Genomic DNA, 18,391 nt, shown 5'->3' on the forward strand with positions numbered 1-18,391 from the left:
AGGAAGTACCGATGCTCTCGTTGTCCCCCAAGTTAAACTTCGTCACTGCAACGCACTCGATCCGCGCTTTGTTATTGGCCAGCTTCATAATATTTGGAACTGGATGCAATTCGTTCTCCAGTTCGGCAACACTGAACATGGACATCCCTGCGAATTTTAGCGTCACCGCCGAAGCGTACTATCAGCCGTTTTCCCCATATTACTGTTACGCGCCAGAAAACTACGCAAGAGACCCCAACCTTGGAGTCAAAAAATTTAAACAACCTTGGCAACCCACTGCGCAGACCGCCAAGTTCAACGTCAAATTACTTCCCAGCATTGGGGGCTGTCTCACGCTCCTCAGCGAAATCAAGATCTGGATCATGGACATGACTGAGGATCCAGAGAAACTTGGCTTAAGCGCCGTCTGGATACTTATTAATGACCTGGCAGATGAACCACTGGACGAGCATGGGTCGAACGAGAACTTGCTTTCAGTCGAGTGTAAATATGCGGACTCCCGGTTAAGTAAAGTCTTCAAATATGAATTGGTATGCAAAGGGCGGAGTACGAACGATGAAATTTTGGGCAGGCTACGAATTGAGCAATTCCAGGATAAGCCATTGCGATTAACAGTTCGGATGACCGAGTAGTCGGCGTGCTGCCCGACGCTTAAGTCCCAATGACTGCCGCAAGCTGGCTAGGCAGCTTGGTCATGTCCGCTATCAAACGCAGTCTGAGCGCGAAGGACTGGGGCACAATGATCAAAGGTCACGGCGGAATCCTCGATTGGATGGACTCGATATGCTTCGCGGCACCGCTCTTCTTTCACGTGACGCGTTACTTCTTCTCCGTCTGATCTAGACGAATGCTCCAACCACAAAAAATGGGCACCCGACCGCAATCGGTGTGCCCATTTTTCATTTGCGGTTCTCCCCGTCATTCAGGGGAGTACGCCGCCATCAAGGATTGACGCTGTCTTTCAACGATTTGCCTGGCTTGAACGCAACGGTGTTGCTGGCCTTGATCTTGACCGGTTCGCCGGTCTGCGGGTTTTTGCCGGTGCGGGCGCCGCGGTGGCGTTGCAGGAAGGTGCCGAAGCCGACCAGCGTCACGCTGTCCTTGCGGTGCAGGGCGCCGGTGATTTCTTCGAGGACGGCGTTGAGGACGCGATTGGCCTGTTCTTTGGTCAGGTCTGCCTTTTCGGCGATTGCAGCGGCGAGTTCTGGTTTACGCATTAGTGAAGCCCCTTTGACGGTTTTTTGTTGTTATGTCCGTGCTGTTCTCGTTGGAACAGCGCCCAAGGCGCCGCAGGCTCTACTCTGCGGCAGACGGGAGTGAGAATGGCACGCCGCCAACGGCGGCGCCAGTCTCCCCAAGACCTTTGTCGGGGCAAAAGAGCGGTGTTTGCGACAGAACGACCGGCATTTACGCCAGCAGCGGCGGCAGCTGTTTGTTGAGGGCCAGTTTTTCCATGACCGCCCCGCCGGTCAGGGCGTAACCGAGCAACTGACCGTCGGCACCGTGGCACAGCGCTTTGACGTCGGCGCCCTGCCCTTCGACGCTCCAAATGCCTTCGCTGCCCCGTGGCGGCGGCGAAACCACCAGCGGGCACACCGGGGTTTTCACGGTGATCGGCATCGGCCCGTAGCTGACCGCGGTCGGGTTTCCGGCGAGGGTTTGCGCCAACGCGCGCGCGCAGCTCATCAGTGGCATCACGTAGAGCAGATTGAGCCCGTCGACTTCGGCGCAATCGCCCAAGGCGTAAATGTTGGCGTGGGAGGTTTTCAGGTAACGATCGACCATCACGCCGCGATTGACCTGCACGCCGGCAGCCGCTGCCAGATCGATGCGCGGGCGCAGACCGATCGCCGAGACCACCACATCGCACGGGATGATCTGACCGTCGGACAGGTGCGCTTCCAGGCCATCGACTACTTTCTCCAGGCGGGTCAGCACCGGGCCGAGGTGAAACTTCGCCCCGATACTTTCCAGCCCGGCCTGCACGGCCGCCGCCGCGGCAGGATGTAAGAGCATTGGCATGACCTGTTCGCACGGCGCGACCAGTTGCACTTCGTAGCCGCCGAGGATCAGGTCATTGGCGAATTCACAGCCGATCAGCCCGGCGCCGAGCACCAAGACCCGACGCTTGCCCGCGGCTGCGGCACGGAAGCGTGCGTAGTCTTCGAGATCGTTGATCGGGAACACCAGTTCCCCGCCGTCGCCTTCGATCGGCACGCGCACGGTTTCCGCGCCCCAGGCCAGAATCAAGTCGCGATAGGGCACGGCTTCTTCGCCGATCCACAAGCGTTTGTGGCCGGCATCGATGCCGCTGATGCGCGTGTGGGTGCGCACTTCGGCCTTCAGCTGCTCAGCCATGGCGCCGGGTTCGGCCATGCTCAGGCCGTCGGCGTCCTTGTTCTTGCCGAAACCGGTGGAGAGCATCGGCTTGGAGTAAGAGCGGCCGTCATCGGCGGTGATCAGCAGCAGCGGGGTTTCGCTGTCGAGCTTGCGAAACTCGCGGGCCAGGTTGTAGCCCGCAAGCCCGGTGCCGATGATGACGACTGGTGCGCTCATGCCTTACTCCTCTATTTGCTTAGTTGATTTCAATCATTTCGAAGTCCATTTTGCCGACGCCGCAGTCGGGACACAGCCAGTCTGCCGGTACGTCTTCCCAGCTGGTGCCCGGCGCGATGTCGTCATCCGGCCAACCCTCGGCTTCGTTATAGATCAGGCCACAGACGATACATTGCCACTTCTTCATTCAGGTACTTCCTCAGGGTTCAGGCGTAGTGCCGGCGCGGACGGTCGATGGGTGTTGCGCTGCCATCCTGCTCAGGGCGTTTTGTACTGAGGGTGCCGCGCAGATGCAAGCCTGTTCGGCGCAACGGCGGCCGGCGCCGCTCAATCCTGTCGCCTGCCATGGTAAGCTCGCCGCCTCATTTGCGGCCAATAATGACTCATTGTGCAACATTCAAATGCCTGCCCCGCCCCGCTCTGGCTGACCCAAGACCGCCTGACGCCCCGCCCCGATCCGTTGACCCTGGACTGGTTGTTCGACGAAGGTTCGCTGACCCGCCGTTTGACCCGTTTGTCCGAGGATGGCTTCAGCGTGTCGCCGTTGTTCGAAGGCTGGGACACCCTGCGCGCGGATGAATGCGCGGCACTGGATCTGGCCGAGGGCAGCGAAGGCTGGGTGCGTGAGGTGTATTTGCGTGGTCATGGCGAAGCCTGGGTGTTTGCCCGCAGCGTCGCCTCGCGCGCCGCCCTGCAAGGTGATGGTTTACACATGGATGAACTGGGCAGCCGCTCGCTGGGCGAATTGCTGTTTTGCGATCGCGCATTTCAACGCCGCGCCATTGAAGTCTGCCACTACCCTGAACAATGGTTGCCGCCAGCGGTGCAAGCCCCTGAATTGTGGGGCCGGCGTTCGCGTTTCGACCGTGGCACGCTGAGCGTGCTGGTCGCGGAAATCTTCCTGCCGAGCCTGTGGGACGCCGCCCGCGCCCATCCGGAGAACTGCTGATGTATCAGAGCCTGCTCAAGTCCCTCAACCGTCTGAACCCGCGCGCCTGGGATTTCGTTCAGTTGACGCGCATGGACAAGCCGATCGGCATTTACCTGCTGCTGTGGCCGACATTGTGGGCATTGTGGATTGCCGGCAAGGGCTCGCCGTCGCTGGCCAACGTGGTGATTTTTGTTCTTGGCGTAGTGCTGACCCGTGCCGGCGGCTGCGTGATCAACGACTGGGCCGACCGCAAGGTCGACGGCCACGTCAAACGCACCGCGCAACGGCCGCTGGCCAGCGGCCGGATCAGCTCGAAGGAAGCGCTGGTGTTCTTTGCCGTGCTGATGGGCATCAGTTTTCTGCTGGTGCTGTGCACCAATGCGCCGACGATCTGGCTGTCGCTGGGCGGTCTAGCGCTGGCATTCACTTACCCGTTCATGAAGCGCTACACCTACTACCCGCAAGTGGTGCTGGGCGCGGCGTTCTCCTGGGGCATGCCGATGGCCTTTACCGCCGAGACCGGCGAGTTGCCAGCGGCGGCGTGGCTGCTGTGGATTGCCAACCTGCTGTGGACGGTGGGCTACGACACTTATTACGCGATGACCGATCGTGATGACGACCTGAAGATCGGCGTGAAATCCACGGCGATTCTGTTTGGCGAGGCGGATCGGGTGATCATCCTCAGCTTGCAGGCGCTGTCATTGGGCTGCCTGATTCTGGCCGGGTCGAAGTTCGAGCTGGGGATCTGGTTCCACCTCGGCCTGCTGGTGGCTGCGGGGTGTTATGCGTGGGAGTTCTGGTACACACGCAGCAAGGACCGCATGCGCTGCTTCCAGGCCTTCTTGCACAACCACTGGGCAGGGTTGGCGATATTTGTCGGGATCGTGCTGGATTACGCACTGCGCTAATGCATGACACCTGTGGGAGCGAGCCTGCTCGCGAAGGCGTCATGTCAGTCACCTCTGCGATAACTGACACATCGTTTTCGCGAGCAGGCTCGCTCCCACAGCGTCTGGGTTGCATCTATTTGGCCTTGGCGACTTTCCACGCGCCGTCCATTTTGCCGTCGCCGGTCATGTCGCCGGCCTTCTTGTCCATCACGAAGGTGTACAACGGCATGCCCTGGTAGGCCCATTGCATCGTGCCGTCGTCACGCTTGATCACCGTCCAGTCGCCCATGGATTTGTCACCCGCCTGCGCCATCAACGGCGGCCAGTTTGCCGCGCACTTGTCGTTGCACGCGGACTTGCCAGCGGAGTCCTTGGCGAAGGTGTACAGGGTCATGCCCTTGTGGTCGGTGTACATGCCGTCCTTCTCCATCGCCGGATCGGCCGCCATGGCCAGCCCCGGTATTGTCAGGGCGGCGGCCATCAGCAGGGCTTTGAAAGAAGCAGTCATCTGAGTCATGGAAACCTTCTTTTGTGGTTGTCAGGATTCGGACTTAGAGCTTAGTCGAGGATGGGTGCAAATGTTGCGGGCCTGAAATACTGTCACACGACTGCAATAATTCCGTTATCTAATGCGGCGCAAGACAGTTAAATGACAAGAGGATTAAGGCATGGTTGGCAGGAGCATTCTGATCGTCGACGACGAAGCGCCCATTCGCGAAATGATCGCCGTGGCGTTGGAAATGGCCGGCTATGACTGCCTCGAGGCAGAGAACTCGCAGCAGGCTCACGCCATCATCGTCGACCGCAAACCGGACCTGATCCTGCTCGACTGGATGCTGCCCGGCACCTCGGGCATCGAACTGGCCCGGCGCCTCAAGCGTGACGAGCTGACCGGGGACATCCCGATCATCATGCTCACCGCCAAGGGCGAAGAGGACAACAAGATCCAGGGCCTGGAAGTCGGCGCCGACGACTACATCACCAAACCGTTTTCCCCGCGTGAACTGGTCGCCCGCCTCAAGGCTGTGCTGCGCCGCGCCGGACCGACCGATGGCGAAGCGCCGATCGAAGTCGGCGGCCTGCTGCTCGACCCGATCAGCCACCGCGTGACCATCGACGGCAAACCCGCCGAGATGGGCCCGACCGAATACCGCCTGCTGCAATTTTTCATGACCCATCAGGAACGCGCCTACACCCGTGGCCAGTTGCTTGACCAGGTCTGGGGTGGCAACGTCTACGTCGAAGAACGCACCGTCGACGTGCACATCCGGCGCCTGCGCAAGGCCCTCGGCGACGCCTACGAAAATCTGGTACAAACCGTGCGCGGCACCGGCTACCGGTTCTCCACAAAAGCGTAAAAGCAGCTGCAAGTTTCCAGCTACAAGCGGCAAGTGAAAGCCGATCCGTTTTAGCTTGGAGCTTGCGGCTTGAAACTTGAAGCTGCGGCTAAGGACGCCCTCGTGAATCAAAACTGGCATGGCACCCTGATTCGCCACATGCTGTTGCTGGTCACCGCCTGCCTGGTGATCGGCCTGATCACCGGCTATTACGGCTGGAGCCTCGCGGCGGGTCTGGGCCTATATCTGGCCTGGACGCTCAAGCAATTGCTGCGTCTGCACGAATGGCTGCGCCAGCACCAACCCGACGAAGCGCCGCCCGATGGCTATGGTCTGTGGGGCGAGGTGTTCGACAGCATCTATCACCTGCAACGCCGCGACCAACGGGTGCGCGGGCGTCTGCAAGCGGTGATCGACCGGGTGCAGGAATCCACCGCTGCGCTGAAAGATGCAGTCATCATGCTCGACAGCGACGGCAATCTCGAATGGTGGAACCGCGCCGCTGAAACCCTGCTCGGCCTGAAGACTCCGCAGGACAGCGGCCAACCGGTGACCAACTTGGTGCGCCATCCGCGCTTCAAGGAATACTTCGAGCAGGACAGCTTTGCCGAGCCATTGGAAATCCCTTCGCCGACCAACGATCGCGTGCGCATTCAGCTGTACCTGACGCGCTACGGCAACAATGAACACCTGATGCTGGTCCGCGACGTGACGCGCATCCATCAGCTGGAACAGATGCGCAAGGACTTCATCGCCAACGTCTCCCACGAGCTGCGCACACCGCTCACGGTGATCTGCGGCTATCTGGAAACCCTGCTGGACAATGTCGAAGAAGTGAACCCGCGCTGGAGCCGTGCCCTGCAGCAGATGCAGCAACAGGGCGGGCGCATGCAGACACTGCTCAACGACCTGTTGCTGCTGGCCAAGCTGGAGGCTACTGATTACCCGTCGGACAACCAGCCGGTGCAGATCGACACCTTGCTGCAATCGATCACCAGCGATGCGCAGCAGTTGTCCGGGGCGAAAAACCAGCGCATCAGCCTCGAGGCCAGTGCCGGAGTGCTGCTCAAGGGCAGCGAAGCGGAGTTGCGCAGCGCGTTCTCCAATCTGGTGTTCAACGCGGTCAAGTACACTCCGGCCGAAGGCAACATCCGCATTCGCTGGTGGGGCGACGATCAGGGCGCGCACCTTAGCGTGCAGGATTCCGGCATCGGTATCGACAGCAAACACCTGCCGCGCCTGACCGAGCGTTTCTACCGCGTCGATTCCAGCCGCAACTCCAACACCGGGGGGACCGGCCTCGGCCTGGCCATCGTCAAGCACGTGCTGCTGCGCCACCGCGCGCGAATGGAGATCAGCAGCGTGCCCGGCCACGGCAGCACGTTTACCTGCCATTTCGCCCCGGCCCAAGTGGCCAGCGCACGGGCGATCAGCGCCACCGAGTGATGCCGCCCGGCACACGCCACTAGGCAATCGCACGGTCAGCCGCTACATTGGCTGACTTGTGCCTGCCTTTCAGGCGCTGTTTCTCCCTAATTTCGAATCACACGGAACCCGCAAAACTCCATCATGGACCCTTCCCCTGGCTTGTCCCTCGCGACCATTTTTGCCGACTTCGGCATGATTCTTTTTGCTCTGATCCTGGTTTTGCTCAACGGCTTTTTCGTTGCGGCGGAATTCGCCATGGTCAAACTGCGCTCGACCCGGGTCGAGGCCATCGCTGAACAACATGGCTGGCGCGGACACATCCTGCGCACCGTGCACAGTCAGCTCGATGCCTACCTGTCGGCGTGTCAGCTCGGCATCACCCTCGCCTCCCTTGGCCTGGGCTGGGTCGGTGAACCGGCGTTCGCGCATATTCTCGAGCCGCTGCTGAGCGCAGTCGGCGTCGACTCGCCCGAGATCATCAAAGGCGTGTCGTTCTTCACCGCGTTCTTCATCATTTCGTACCTGCACATCGTGGTCGGCGAGCTGGCGCCCAAGTCGTGGGCGATCCGCAAACCCGAGCTGCTGTCGCTGTGGACGGCGGTGCCGCTGTACCTGTTCTACTGGGCGATGTACCCGGCGATCTACCTGCTCAACGCCAGCGCCAACGCGATTTTGCGTATCGCCGGGCAAGGTGAACCCGGCCCGCACCATGAACACCATTACAGCCGCGAAGAACTGAAACTGATCCTGCACTCCAGCCGTGGCCAGGATCCGAGCGATCAGGGCATGCGCGTATTGGCCTCGGCGGTGGAAATGGGCGAGCTGGAAGTGGTCGACTGGGCCAATTCCCGCGAAGACCTGATCACCCTTGAATTCAATGCGCCGCTGAAGGAAATCCTGGCGATGTTCCGTCGCCACAAGTTCAGCCGTTATCCGGTGTACGACAGCGAGCGCCAGGAGTTCGTCGGCCTGCTGCACATCAAGGATCTGCTGCTGGAACTGGCCGCGCTGGACCACATTCCAGAGTCGTTCAACCTCGCCGAGCTGACCCGCCCGCTGGAGCGCGTGTCGCGGCACATGCCGCTTTCGCAGCTGCTGGAGCAGTTCCGCAAGGGTGGCTCGCACTTCGCCGTGGTCGAAGAGGCTGACGGCAACATCATCGGCTACCTGACCATGGAAGACGTGCTGGAAGTGCTGGTCGGCGACATTCAGGACGAGCACCGCAAGGCAGAGCGCGGCATTCTCGCCTATCAGCCAGGCAAGCTGCTGGTGCGTGGCGATACGCCGTTGTTCAAGGTTGAACGTCTGCTGGGCATCGATCTCGATCACATCGAAGCGGAAACCCTTGCCGGGCTGGTTTACGAAACCCTGAAACGGGTGCCGGAAGAGGAAGAAGTGCTGGAAGTCGAAGGCCTGCGGATCATCATAAAGAAGATGAAAGGGCCGAAGATTGTTCTGGCCAAGGTGTTGATGCTCGATTGATGGGAGTTTGGGGGGCTCTTGTGGCGAGGGGATTTATCCCCGTTGGACGGCGCAGCCGTCCCAAAACCATTGAATGCAGTCAGTTAGTACAGAGTTGCAATATTTGGGGCCGCTTCGCGGCCCAACGGGGATAAATCCCCTCGCCACAAAAACCCTCAACACCCTATCGCGCCTACTGCTTGCCCAACGCAAAGTTGGGCAACGCTCCCAGTGGCTGGTTGAACTGATAGGGAATCGACACCAGCCCCTCTCCGGTATTGCGCTGCACCACAAAGTGCAGGTGCGGGCCGCTGCTGTTGCCGGTGTTGCCCGACAGCGCCAGCGGGCTGCCGACCTTGACCCGTTGTCCTTCGCGCACACTCACCGAACCCTGTTTCAGATGCAGGTACACGCCCATGGTGCCGTCGTCGTGCAGCACCCGAACGAAATTGCCGGAGGCATCGGTACCGCGCCCGCTCTGTGAGTTCTCGGTCTTGACTACTACTCCCGCTCGCGCGGCGATGATCGGCGTGCCCACCGGCATGGCGATGTCCATGGCGTAGCGGTTCTTCGGCCCGTAGTGGCTGTATTGGCCGTTGGCGCCCTGACTCAGGCGAAACGGCCCGCCACGCCAGGGCAGCGGATAGCGATAGCTTTGCGCGGTGCCTGCGGGGTCGCCCAGCGAATACTGGAACTGCGGCGAATACACCAGCGGCTGGTCACGGCTGATCGCCGTCAGCAGCGCCAGCCGTGTGTTGCTGCGCGGCGGCAGCACGCGACGGATCGCCCGCGCAGGCACGCCACGCACATTGCTCGTGCCGATGAAGGCCAGGGCAACCTCGACCGGCGCGTACAGATCGTTGCGCGCAAACACCACGTCGACGCCCTTCTGCTTCTTGATGTCCAGGTACACCTGGCGGTCGAGGCGCTCGACCATACGGTCCTGAAACACGAACACCTTTGCGCCTTTGCTCGGGCGGTCGCTGTACGAGACCACGCCGTTGGCATCGGTGGATTTGTAGATGGTCATGGCCATCGCCAGCTGGGAGGCCAGGCAGAGACCGCAGAAAAACAGCAGGCGCGCGAGCATGGGCAAAAGTCTGTCGAAGGAAGGCCTGGGAATCAGCCTAGCAGCTGAGACAGACCAGGCTAGTCGCCAGATGTTTCAAATGATCGTCCCCACGCTCTGCGTGGGGATGCAGCCCGGGACGCTCTGCGTCCCCTGCACAGAGGACACGGAGCGTCCGGTTGAGGCATTCCTTTGCTGCGCGTGGGAACGATCAGAGCACGGGAGACAAGTGGTGTTTTGGCTGGCCCCTTCGCGAGCAGGCTCGCTCCCACATTTGGAATGCGTTCCAGGGTGGGAGCGAGCCTGCTCGCGAAGGCGGCCTATCGGGCGACGAAGCTTACGCGCCGGGTACGAAATGCTTCTGCGCCGTGCCCCGGGCGATCAGGCGCGAGATGTAGTCGAGCTTCTGCGCATCCTGGTCGACAAAGCGGAAGGTCAGTTGCAGCCAGTCGCTGTCGGCTTTTTGCTCGTGGGCGACGATGGCGTGCAGATAACCATTGAGGCGCGCGATCTCGGCGTTGTCGCCCTGCTCCAGATCGAGCACGGCGCTGTCGAGGATCTGCGGCAGGGTTTCGGTGCGCTTCACTACCAGCAGGGCTTCCTTGATGCTCAAGGCCTTGATCACGCATTGCTGAGTACCGCTCGGCAGGCGCAACTGGCCCTGACCACGACCGCCCACCGGCGCCTTGGATGCACCGGGCGCCTGAACTGGCGGGCTGTTGAGCAAACCGCGCGACGGCGCAGCGGCTGGAGCGGGTGCAGTAGCGGCAGCGGCAGGCCTGGCCGCAGCGCCGCCGACCACGGCAGGCTTGCCGCCGGTCAGTGCGCTCAGGGAATCGTTGCCGAATGCCGAATTCATCTTGGTCGGCGCGCTGTTCATCAAGGTGTCGAGCTTGCCGACCTTGTTCAGTGCCTGCTTGACCTTGGTCAGCAGCTGCTCGTTGGTGAACGGCTTGCTGACGTAACCGGATACGCCGGCCTGAATCGCCTGCACGACGTTTTCCTTGTCACCACGGCTGGTGACCATGACGAACGGCATGGTCTTGAGGTTGTCCTGCTCGCGGCACCAGGTCAGCAGTTCGAGGCCGGACATTTCCGGCATTTCCCAGTCGCACAGCACCAGGTCGAAAGCCTCTTTGGCCAGCATGGCCTGGGCCTTTTTGCCGTTGATGGCGTCCTCGGTGCGGATCCCCGGGAAGTAATTACGCAGGCACTTTTTCACCAGGTCACGAATGAACGAAGCATCGTCCACGACCAACACACTGATCTTGCTCATCCAACACCCCTATTAAAATCCCGGCAAGCATAACGCTGGCTGATGGCACATTGCCAAAACTCTTCAGTCACGCCGGGACTTTTCGTTCGCGGGTGCTGCTTTTAATTCGAATCCGCTTCTGAAAAGCAGAAACAAAAACGCCCGGCCAGAGGGCCGGGCGCTTTTCTCAGGCAATCTTACTTATCGTCAGCTTCGCCCGGAACATTAGCGGTTTCAGCGCTTGTGCCTTCAACTTCTTCTTTCATGCGCTTGAGGCCCATGTGGCGCACGTCGGTGCCGCGCACCAGATAGATCACCAGTTCGGAGATGTTGCGCGCATGATCGCCGATGCGCTCCAGTGAACGCAGGACCCAGATGATGCTCAGCACCCGCGAGATAGAGCGCGGGTCTTCCATCATGTAAGTGGCCAGCTCACGCAGGGCGGTTTTGTATTCGCGGTCGATGATCTTGTCGTACTGCGCCACCGACAAGGCCAGATCGGCGTCAAAACGCGCGAAGGCGTCCAGCGCATCACGAACCATGTTGCGCACCTGGTCGCCAATGTGACGGACCTCGACGTAACCGCGCGGCGCTTCACCTTCTTCGCACAACTGGATGGCGCGGCGGGCGATCTTGGTGGCTTCGTCGCCGATACGTTCGAGGTCGATCACCGATTTGGAAATGCTGATGATCAAACGCAGGTCAGAGGCTGCCGGCTGACGACGGGCGAGAATGCGCAGGCATTCTTCGTCGATGTTGCGTTCCATCTGGTTGATCTGGTCGTCGATCTCACGCACCTGCTGAGCCAGGCCGGAGTCGGCCTCGATCAGCGCCGTGACCGCGTCGTTGACCTGCTTCTCGACCAGCCCGCCCATGGCAAGGAGGTGACTGCGCACTTCCTCCAGTTCAGCGTTGAACTGCGCGGAAATGTGATGGGTAAGGCCTTCTTTGGAAATCATTGTTCGCTCCGCGAAAGTTGCAAGCTTCAAGCTGCAAGCTTCAAGCAGTTATGTATAAGTCCTGATATCGCACCAATTATTTCTTGCCGCTTGAAGCTTGCGGCTTGCCGCTGCTGCAATCAGCCATAGCGACCGGTGATGTAGTCTTCGGTCTGCTTCTTCGCCGGATTGGTGAACAGAGTATCGGTGTCGCCGAATTCCACCAGTTTGCCCATGTACATGAACGCGGTGTAGTCGGACACCCGTGCCGCCTGTTGCATGTTGTGGGTAACGATGACGATGGTGAACTTGGACTTCAGCTCGTAGATCAGCTCTTCGACTTTCAGCGTCGAGATTGGGTCGAGAGCCGAGCACGGTTCGTCGAGCAGCAGCACTTCCGGCTCAACCGCGATGGTACGGGCGATCACCAGACGCTGTTGCTGACCACCGGACAGGCCGAGGGCCGAGTCGTGCAGACGGTCTTTGACCTCGTCCCACAATGCCGCGCCTTTCAACGCCCACTCAACGGCTTCGTCGAGGATGCGCTTCTTGTTGATGCCCTGGATGCGCAGACCGTAGACGACGTTCTCGTAGATGGTCTTCGGAAACGGGTTGGGCTTCTGGAACACCATGCCGACGCGACGACGCAGTTCGGCAACGTCTTCGCCCTTGCGATAGATGTTGTTGCCGTACAGGTTGATCGCGCCCTCGACACGGCAGCCGTCGACCAGATCGTTCATCCGGTTGAAGGTACGCAGCAGCGTCGACTTACCGCAGCCGGACGGGCCGATGAACGCGGTCACACGCTGCTTCGGGATGTTCATGCTGACGTCGAACAGTGCCTGTTTGTCGCCGTAGTACAGGCTCAGGCCCGGCACTTCGATGGCGACGGTTTCCTGCGCCAGGTTGAGGCTCTGCTTGTCGCGGCCCAAGGCAGACATGTTGATGCCGTGGCTGTGTGTTTCGTGCTGCATGGGAGGCTCCCTGTGCTAACAAATTCGGTTCGGTTTTGTAGGAGTGAGCCTGCTCGCGATTCAGGCGCTGCGGTTTGTCTATGAAACCGCGGTGATGCCTTCGCGAGCAGGCTCGCTCCCACATAAAAATCAGTGCTGCAAAATCAGCTATCCAGTGCTTTGTATTTTTCGCGCAGGTGGTTGCGGATATACACCGCCGACAGGTTCAGCGTCGCGATCACCAGCACCAGCAGCAGCGCGGTGGCGTACACCAGCGGGCGGGCTGCTTCGACGTTGGGGCTCTGGAAGCCGACGTCATAGATGTGGAAGCCCAGGTGCATGATCTTCTGGTCCAGGTGCAGGTACGGGTAGTTGCCGTCCACCGGCAGCGACGGCGCCAGTTTCACCACACCCACCAGCATCAGCGGCGCCACTTCACCGGCGGCACGGGCGACGGCGAGGATCATCCCGGTCATCATGGCCGGGCTGGCCATCGGGATAACGATTTTCCACAGCGTTTCCGCTTTGGTCGCGCCGAGGGCCAACGAACCTTCACGCACGGTACGAGGAATCCGCGCCAGACCTTCTTCGGTCGCCACAATCACCACCGGCACTGCCAGCAGCGCCAGGGTCAGCGAGGCCCAGAGCAGGCCCGGCGTGCCGAAGGTCGGTGCCGGCAGTGCTTCAGGGAAGAACAAGCGGTCGACCGAGCCACCCAGCACGTAAACGAAAAAGCCCAGGCCGAACACGCCGTAAACGATCGCCGGTACGCCGGCGAGGTTGTTCACCGCGATACGAATGACGCGAGTCAGGGTGTTCTGCTTGGCATATTCGCGCAGGTACACCGCTGCCAGCACGCCGAACGGTGTAACGATCATCGCCATGATCAGGGTCATCATTACGGTGCCGAAGATCGCCGGGAAGATCCCGCCTTCGGTGTTCGCTTCACGCGGGTCGTCCGAGAGGAATTCCCAGATCTTGCTGAAGTAGAAGCCGACCTTGGTCAAGGTACTCATGCCGTTCGGCTGGTAAGCGTGAACCACTTTGCCCAGACCGATTTCGATTTCCTTGCCGTTGGCGTCACGGGCGGTCAAGGCGTCGCGGTTGAACTGTGCATGCAAATCAGACAGACGTGCTTCGATGTCTTTGTAGCGCGCGTCCAGCTCGGCGCGCTCGGACTCCATGTCCGCTTGTGCGGTGGCGTCGAGTTTGCCTTCCAGCTCCAATTTGCGCCCATGCAGTCGGATGCGTTCGAGGCCGGCATTGATCGCGCCGATGTCGGTTTTTTCCAGCGTTTTCAGTTGAGCCGCAAGATCGTTCACACGGTCGATGCGCGCTTGCAGTTCAGGCCATGCGGCCTCGCCTTCGGCGATGACCTTGCCATCCTGTTTGACGTTGACCAAATAGCCGTAGAAGTTGCCCCACTCGCGACGCTCGATCGCCATCAGCTCGGGCGGCGTGGTCTGCTTGGTCAGCCACTCGCCGACGATCCAGGTGAAGTCGTTGCCGTTCAGGTCACGGTTGCCGACCTTGATCAGCTCGCGGGTCATGAATTCCGGACCTTCGTCCGGCACCGGCAGACCGGCGCTCTTCAGACGCGCGCGCGGCACTTCTTCTTTCTGCACCACTTCGCCGATCACCAGGTGATTGGCCTGGCCCGGTACGTCGTAATGCGCGTGGATCAGGTCCGCCGGCCAGAAGTGACCGAGACCGCGCACGGCAATCACCGCCAACAGGCCAATGGTCATGATGACCGCGATGGACACCGCGCCACCGCTGATCCAGACGCCCGGGGCGCCGCTCTTGAACCATCCTTTCAGGGAGTTCTGTTTCACAGACTTCTACCTTTGCTTAAAGCGACGAGTATTTCTTGCGCAGACGCTGACGAATCAGTTCTGCCAGGGTGTTCATGACGAAGGTGAACAACAGCAGCACCAGCGCCGAGAGGAACAGCACGCGGTAGTGGCTGCCGCCGACTTCCGACTCGGGCATTTCCACCGCGACGTTGGCGGCCAGGGTGCGCAGGCCTTCGAACAGGTTCATCTCCATCACCGGGGTGTTGCCGGTGGCCATCAGCACGATCATGGTTTCGCCGACCGCACGGCCCATGCCGATCATCAGCGCCGAGAAGATGCCCGGGCTGGCGGTCAGGATCACCACGCGGGTCATGGTCTGCCATGGCGTCGCACCCAGGGCCAGCGAACCCAGGGTCAGGCCGCGCGGCACACTGAACACGGCGTCTTCGGCGATCGAGTAGATGTTCGGGATCACCGCGAAACCCATGGCCAGACCGACCACCAGGGCGTTGCGCTGGTCGTAGGTGATGCCCAGGTCATGGGAGATCCACATGCGCATGTCGCCGCCGAAGAACCAGTTCTCCATGAACGGGCTCATGTACAGCGAGAGCCAGCCCACAAACAGGATCACCGGAATCAGCAGCGCACTTTCCCAGCCGTCCGGGACTTTCAGGCGGATCGATTCAGGCAGGCGGCTGAAGGTGAAACCGGCGACCAGAATGCCGATCGGCAGCAACATCAGCAGGCTGAAGATGCCCGGCAGATGCCCTTCTACATATGGAGCCAAGAACAGACCGGCGAAGAAACCGAGGATCACCGTCGGCATCGCTTCCATCAGTTCGATCACCGGTTTGACCTTGCGGCGCATGCCCGGGGCCATGAAGTACGCGGTGTAGATCGCAGCGGCGACGGCCAGTGGCGCGGCCAGCAGCATGGCGTAGAACGCGGCCTTCAGAGTGCCGAAGGTCAGCGGCGAGAGGCTCAGTTTCGGTTCGAAATCGGTGTTGGCGGCGGTCGACTGCCAGACGTATTTAGGCTCGTCGTAGTTCTCGTACCAGACCTTGCTCCACAGCGCGCTCCACGAAACTTCCGGGTGCGGGTTGTCGAGCAGCAACGGCTGCAGCTTGCCGCCGGCTTCGACGATCACTCGGTTGGCGCGCGGCGACAGACCGAACAGGCCCTGGCCTTCAACCACCTGATCGACCAGCAACGTGCGGTGTGCGGTGCTGTGGAACACGCCGAGCTTGCCGCTGGCATCGAGGGCGAGGAAGCCTTTGCGGCGCTCTTCGGCAGCGATTTCAACGATCGGCGTGGTGCCCATCTGGAAGGTGCGGATCTGCTTCAGACGCTGCTCGCCATCGGTATCGCGAGCCATGAACCACTGGGCCAGACCGCCCTTGGAATCGCCGACGATCAGCGAGATACCGCCGACCAGTTGCGCGGTGGCGGTGACTTGGGCGTCGGCATTTTCCAGCAGTTTGTAGCGCCCGTTGAGGCTCTTGTCGCGCAGGCTGAACACGTCGGCCTGAGCACGACCGTTGACCACGTACAGCCACTGCTGGCGCGGGTCGACGAAGATGTTTTTCACCGGCTCGGTCATCTGCGGCAGATCGATGCGCGTCTGCTCGTTGGTGACTTCGCCGGTCATCATGTTTTCTTCGCTGGTCAGCGACAGCACATTGAGTTGCGAGCCAGTGGAGCCGACCAGCATCAGGGTCGAATCGGTGGCATTGAGGCTGACATGCTCCAGCGCGCCGCCGCTTTCGTTCAGTGCAATTGGCGCCTCGCCATAGGGATATTCGATGGCCGGGCTGATGGTTTTCTTGCCATCGGGGTAGCTGACTTTATAGGTATGACGGAACACCAGCGCCTGACCGTTGGACAGACCCACGGCCACCAGCGGATGACCCGGCTGGTCTTCGCCAATAGACGTCACGGTAGCGCCCGCAGGCAGCGGTAGATCGACACGCCTCAATTCAGCGCCACTGTCGAGATCGAAGAACAGCGCCTGGCCCTTGTCGGATACACGCATGGCCACCTGATTCTGCTCTTCGAGCGAGATCATCAGCGGCTTGCCCGCGTCCTGCATCCAGGCCGGGGTGATCGAGTCTTTCGCGGTCAGGTCGGCGCCTTGAAACAGTGGCGCAACGACGTAGGCGAGGAAGAAGAAGATCAGGGTGATGGCCGCGAGCACCGCCAGGCCGCCGACGAGGACGTACCAACGGGTGAAGCGATCCTTGAGCGCGCGAATGCGGCGCTTGCGTTGCAGCTCAGGCGTATTGAAATCAATGCGCTTGGGAGGGGAAGACGTAGTCATTGGGGAATTGGCCAGATCATTCATGCGCACACCCTAGCGATCCTGTATGACAGAAAGATGACAGTGCAGTGACGCAGCAAATCCGCCAGCCGGAAGTCCGGCAGCGGAGTCGAGAATTCGAGGTTGTGAAACCTGTGCAGGAGCTGTCGAGGGAACCGAGGCTGCGATCTTTTGATCTTGCGATCAGAGGCCAGATCAAAAGATCGCAGCCTCGTTTCACTCGTCAGCTCCTACACGGTTCCAGCAGGTCCGGGGGGTTGCCCCGGATCTGCGGTGTTACTTCTTGGCGACAGCGCCGCCTTCTTGCAGACCGAGGTCAGCCAGTGCTTTGGCAGCAACCTTGGCAGGCAGCGGGATGTAGCCGTCTTTCACTACCACTTCCTGGCCCTGTTTCGACAGCACCAGCTTCACGAACTCGGCTTCCAGCGGCGCCAGAGGCTTGTTCGGGGCTTTGTTGACGTAAACGTAGAGGAAACGCGACAGCGGATACTTGCCGTTCAGGGCGTTTTCTTCGGTGTCTTCAATGAACTCGCCGCCTTCTTTCTTGGCCAGGGCTACGGTTTTCACGCTGGCGGTCTTGTAGCCGATGCCCGAGTAGCCGACGCCGTTAAGCGAGCTGCTGATCGACTGCACCACCGACGCCGAACCTGGTTGTTCGTTGACGTTCGGCTTGTAGTCGCCTTTGCACAGGGCTTCTTCCTTGAAGTAGCCGTAAGTGCCGGACACCGAGTTACGGCCGAACAGCTGAACCGGCTTGTTGGCCAGGTCACCGGTCACGCCCAGGTCACCCCAGGTCTTGACGTCAGCTTTGGCACCGCACAGGCGCGTCGAGGAGAAGATCGCATCGACCTGAGCCATGGTCAGGTGCTTGATCGGGTTGTCCTTGTGCACGAACACGGCCAGAGCATCCACGGCAACCGGGATCGCCGTCGGCTTGTAGCCGTACTTCTGCTCGAAAGCCTGCAGTTCGTTGTCCTTCATCTTGCGACTCATCGGGCCCAGGTTGGCGGTGCCTTCGGTGAGTGCAGGTGGCGCGGTGGAGGAGCCAGCGGCCTGAATCTGGATGTTGACGTTCGGGTATTCTTTTTTGTAGTTCTCGGCCCACAGGGTCATGAGGTTGGCCAGGGTATCGGAACCGACGCTGGACAGGTTGCCCGACACACCAGTGGTCTTGGTGTAGCTCGGGATAGCAGGGTCAACAGCGGCGAACGCGTTGGCAGTCGCAACGCCAGCAGCGACAAAAGTCATTGCCGCCATCAAACGCTTCAGTTTCATGCCTTACTCCTAGCAGATAGGGTGTGTTAAGTCGGGGCCAAGTATCAGCAGGCCATGTGAACACTCTATGGCTGAAATATGACAATTGGATGAAAGGCCAGCATCGGGTTTTGCTGGATGATTTGTGGCGTCCCCATTCGCGAGCAGGCTCGCTCCCACAATTGAAATGCATTCCAACTGTGGGA

At 60.5% G+C, this 18,391-nt stretch carries 17 protein-coding genes and 1 pseudogene; 7 read left to right on the top strand and 11 right to left on the bottom strand.

Annotated features, from left to right (window positions below; genetic code table 11):
- Positions 1 to 11: 11 nt before the first annotated feature.
- Together ASG55_RS23785 and ASG55_RS26600 are read left to right on the top strand one after the other, a co-directional pair.
- A complete protein-coding gene (locus ASG55_RS23785) occupies positions 12 to 632 on the top strand; it encodes a hypothetical protein (RefSeq protein WP_156388219.1) in 621 nt (206 codons plus the stop codon).
- Between the two features lie 44 nt (positions 633 to 676).
- Positions 677 to 838 (top strand): annotated as a pseudogene (locus ASG55_RS26600) (phosphatidate cytidylyltransferase); the annotation flags it as partial.
- Positions 839 to 941: 103 nt separating this feature from the next.
- Here the strand turns inward: ASG55_RS26600 and ASG55_RS23790 are convergent.
- From ASG55_RS23790 to ASG55_RS23800, 3 genes are all read right to left on the bottom strand, one after another.
- The gene (locus tag ASG55_RS23790) at positions 942 to 1,217 is read right to left on the bottom strand and encodes an HU family DNA-binding protein (protein WP_003213368.1); all 276 of its coding nucleotides are present in this window, start codon (positions 1,215 to 1,217) and stop codon (positions 942 to 944) included.
- A gap of 190 nt (positions 1,218 to 1,407) precedes the next feature.
- A complete protein-coding gene (locus tag ASG55_RS23795) occupies positions 1,408 to 2,556 on the bottom strand; it encodes an NAD(P)/FAD-dependent oxidoreductase (protein ID WP_056790912.1) in 1,149 nt (382 codons plus the stop codon).
- Positions 2,557 to 2,575: 19 nt separating this feature from the next.
- Positions 2,576 to 2,743 (bottom strand): rubredoxin, encoded by a 168-nt coding sequence (locus ASG55_RS23800; RefSeq protein WP_056790915.1) that lies wholly within the window; start codon positions 2,741 to 2,743, stop codon positions 2,576 to 2,578.
- Positions 2,744 to 2,944: 201 nt separating this feature from the next.
- Between ASG55_RS23800 and ASG55_RS23805 the strand changes: the two genes are divergently transcribed.
- Together ASG55_RS23805 and ubiA are read left to right on the top strand one after the other, a co-directional pair.
- Positions 2,945 to 3,505, top strand: a complete 561-nt coding sequence (locus ASG55_RS23805; protein ID WP_056790917.1) for a chorismate--pyruvate lyase family protein — start codon at positions 2,945 to 2,947, stop codon at positions 3,503 to 3,505.
- Positions 3,505 to 4,395 (top strand): 4-hydroxybenzoate octaprenyltransferase, encoded by an 891-nt coding sequence (ubiA, locus tag ASG55_RS23810; RefSeq protein ID WP_056790919.1) that lies wholly within the window; start codon positions 3,505 to 3,507, stop codon positions 4,393 to 4,395. The genes ASG55_RS23805 and ubiA overlap by 1 nt, the downstream gene beginning before the upstream one ends.
- Positions 4,396 to 4,510: 115 nt before the next feature.
- On the opposite strand, the gene ASG55_RS23815 is transcribed toward ubiA, so the two are convergent.
- Positions 4,511 to 4,894, bottom strand: coding sequence for a COG4315 family predicted lipoprotein (locus tag ASG55_RS23815; protein WP_056790922.1), 384 nt, complete (start codon positions 4,892 to 4,894; stop codon positions 4,511 to 4,513).
- A 151-nt stretch (positions 4,895 to 5,045) separates the two neighbouring features.
- Between ASG55_RS23815 and phoB the strand changes: the two genes are divergently transcribed.
- From phoB to ASG55_RS23830, 3 genes are all read left to right on the top strand, one after another.
- Positions 5,046 to 5,735 (top strand): phosphate regulon transcriptional regulator PhoB, encoded by a 690-nt coding sequence (gene phoB, locus ASG55_RS23820; RefSeq protein ID WP_007896474.1) that lies wholly within the window; start codon positions 5,046 to 5,048, stop codon positions 5,733 to 5,735.
- A gap of 138 nt (positions 5,736 to 5,873) precedes the next feature.
- On the top strand, positions 5,874 to 7,160 hold the full coding sequence (gene phoR, locus ASG55_RS23825; RefSeq protein ID WP_236708199.1) for a phosphate regulon sensor histidine kinase PhoR: 1,287 nt from the start codon (positions 5,874 to 5,876) through the stop codon (positions 7,158 to 7,160).
- Positions 7,161 to 7,283: 123 nt separating this feature from the next.
- The gene (locus tag ASG55_RS23830; RefSeq protein WP_016772486.1) at positions 7,284 to 8,624 is read left to right on the top strand and encodes a hemolysin family protein; all 1,341 of its coding nucleotides are present in this window, start codon (positions 7,284 to 7,286) and stop codon (positions 8,622 to 8,624) included.
- A 172-nt stretch (positions 8,625 to 8,796) separates the two neighbouring features.
- On the opposite strand, the gene ASG55_RS23835 is transcribed toward ASG55_RS23830, so the two are convergent.
- From ASG55_RS23835 to ASG55_RS23865, 7 genes are all read right to left on the bottom strand, one after another.
- On the bottom strand, positions 8,797 to 9,693 hold the full coding sequence (locus ASG55_RS23835) for a peptidoglycan DD-metalloendopeptidase family protein (RefSeq protein ID WP_041476599.1): 897 nt from the start codon (positions 9,691 to 9,693) through the stop codon (positions 8,797 to 8,799).
- A 316-nt stretch (positions 9,694 to 10,009) separates the two neighbouring features.
- Positions 10,010 to 10,948, bottom strand: a complete 939-nt coding sequence (locus ASG55_RS23840; protein WP_056790928.1) for a response regulator — start codon at positions 10,946 to 10,948, stop codon at positions 10,010 to 10,012.
- 176 nt (positions 10,949 to 11,124) lie between these two features.
- Positions 11,125 to 11,886, bottom strand: a complete 762-nt coding sequence (gene phoU, locus ASG55_RS23845) for a phosphate signaling complex protein PhoU (RefSeq protein WP_016772483.1) — start codon at positions 11,884 to 11,886, stop codon at positions 11,125 to 11,127.
- Between the two features lie 119 nt (positions 11,887 to 12,005).
- On the bottom strand, positions 12,006 to 12,839 hold the full coding sequence (gene pstB, locus ASG55_RS23850) for a phosphate ABC transporter ATP-binding protein PstB (protein WP_041476597.1): 834 nt from the start codon (positions 12,837 to 12,839) through the stop codon (positions 12,006 to 12,008).
- A 143-nt stretch (positions 12,840 to 12,982) separates the two neighbouring features.
- Positions 12,983 to 14,653: a phosphate ABC transporter permease PstA gene (gene pstA, locus ASG55_RS23855; RefSeq protein ID WP_016772481.1), complete on the bottom strand. Its 1,671-nt coding sequence runs from the start codon at positions 14,651 to 14,653 to the stop codon at positions 12,983 to 12,985.
- A 16-nt stretch (positions 14,654 to 14,669) separates the two neighbouring features.
- A complete protein-coding gene (locus tag ASG55_RS23860; RefSeq protein ID WP_024014834.1) occupies positions 14,670 to 16,955 on the bottom strand; it encodes an ABC transporter permease subunit in 2,286 nt (761 codons plus the stop codon).
- A 252-nt stretch (positions 16,956 to 17,207) separates the two neighbouring features.
- Positions 17,208 to 18,206, bottom strand: coding sequence for a phosphate ABC transporter substrate-binding protein PstS (locus ASG55_RS23865; protein WP_016772480.1), 999 nt, complete (start codon positions 18,204 to 18,206; stop codon positions 17,208 to 17,210).
- Positions 18,207 to 18,391 lie beyond the last annotated feature (185 nt).

The sequence above is a fragment of the Pseudomonas sp. Leaf434 genome, from assembly GCF_001425545.1.
GTDB classification, from domain to species: domain Bacteria; phylum Pseudomonadota; class Gammaproteobacteria; order Pseudomonadales; family Pseudomonadaceae; genus Aquipseudomonas; species Aquipseudomonas siliginis.

Excerpts from the sequence above, each read along its gene's own strand:
- ASG55_RS23785 (WP_156388219.1), top strand. The coding sequence starts at position 12 with ATGCTCTCGTTGTCCCCCAAGTTAAACTTCGTCACTGCAACGCACTCG.
- ASG55_RS23790 (WP_003213368.1), bottom strand. The coding sequence starts at position 1,217 with ATGCGTAAACCAGAACTCGCCGCTGCAATCGCCGAAAAGGCAGACCTG.
- ASG55_RS23795 (WP_056790912.1), bottom strand. The coding sequence starts at position 2,556 with ATGAGCGCACCAGTCGTCATCATCGGCACCGGGCTTGCGGGCTACAAC.
- ASG55_RS23800 (WP_056790915.1), bottom strand. The coding sequence starts at position 2,743 with ATGAAGAAGTGGCAATGTATCGTCTGTGGCCTGATCTATAACGAAGCC.
- ubiA (WP_056790919.1), top strand. The coding sequence starts at position 3,505 with ATGTATCAGAGCCTGCTCAAGTCCCTCAACCGTCTGAACCCGCGCGCC.
- ASG55_RS23815 (WP_056790922.1), bottom strand. The coding sequence starts at position 4,894 with ATGACTCAGATGACTGCTTCTTTCAAAGCCCTGCTGATGGCCGCCGCC.
- phoB (WP_007896474.1), top strand. The coding sequence starts at position 5,046 with ATGGTTGGCAGGAGCATTCTGATCGTCGACGACGAAGCGCCCATTCGC.
- phoR (WP_236708199.1), top strand. The coding sequence starts at position 5,874 with ATGCTGTTGCTGGTCACCGCCTGCCTGGTGATCGGCCTGATCACCGGC.
- ASG55_RS23830 (WP_016772486.1), top strand. The coding sequence starts at position 7,284 with ATGGACCCTTCCCCTGGCTTGTCCCTCGCGACCATTTTTGCCGACTTC.
- ASG55_RS23835 (WP_041476599.1), bottom strand. The coding sequence starts at position 9,693 with ATGCTCGCGCGCCTGCTGTTTTTCTGCGGTCTCTGCCTGGCCTCCCAG.
- ASG55_RS23840 (WP_056790928.1), bottom strand. The coding sequence starts at position 10,948 with ATGAGCAAGATCAGTGTGTTGGTCGTGGACGATGCTTCGTTCATTCGT.
- phoU (WP_016772483.1), bottom strand. The coding sequence starts at position 11,886 with ATGATTTCCAAAGAAGGCCTTACCCATCACATTTCCGCGCAGTTCAAC.
- pstB (WP_041476597.1), bottom strand. The coding sequence starts at position 12,839 with ATGCAGCACGAAACACACAGCCACGGCATCAACATGTCTGCCTTGGGC.
- ASG55_RS23860 (WP_024014834.1), bottom strand. The coding sequence starts at position 16,955 with ATGAATGATCTGGCCAATTCCCCAATGACTACGTCTTCCCCTCCCAAG.
- ASG55_RS23865 (WP_016772480.1), bottom strand. The coding sequence starts at position 18,206 with ATGAAACTGAAGCGTTTGATGGCGGCAATGACTTTTGTCGCTGCTGGC.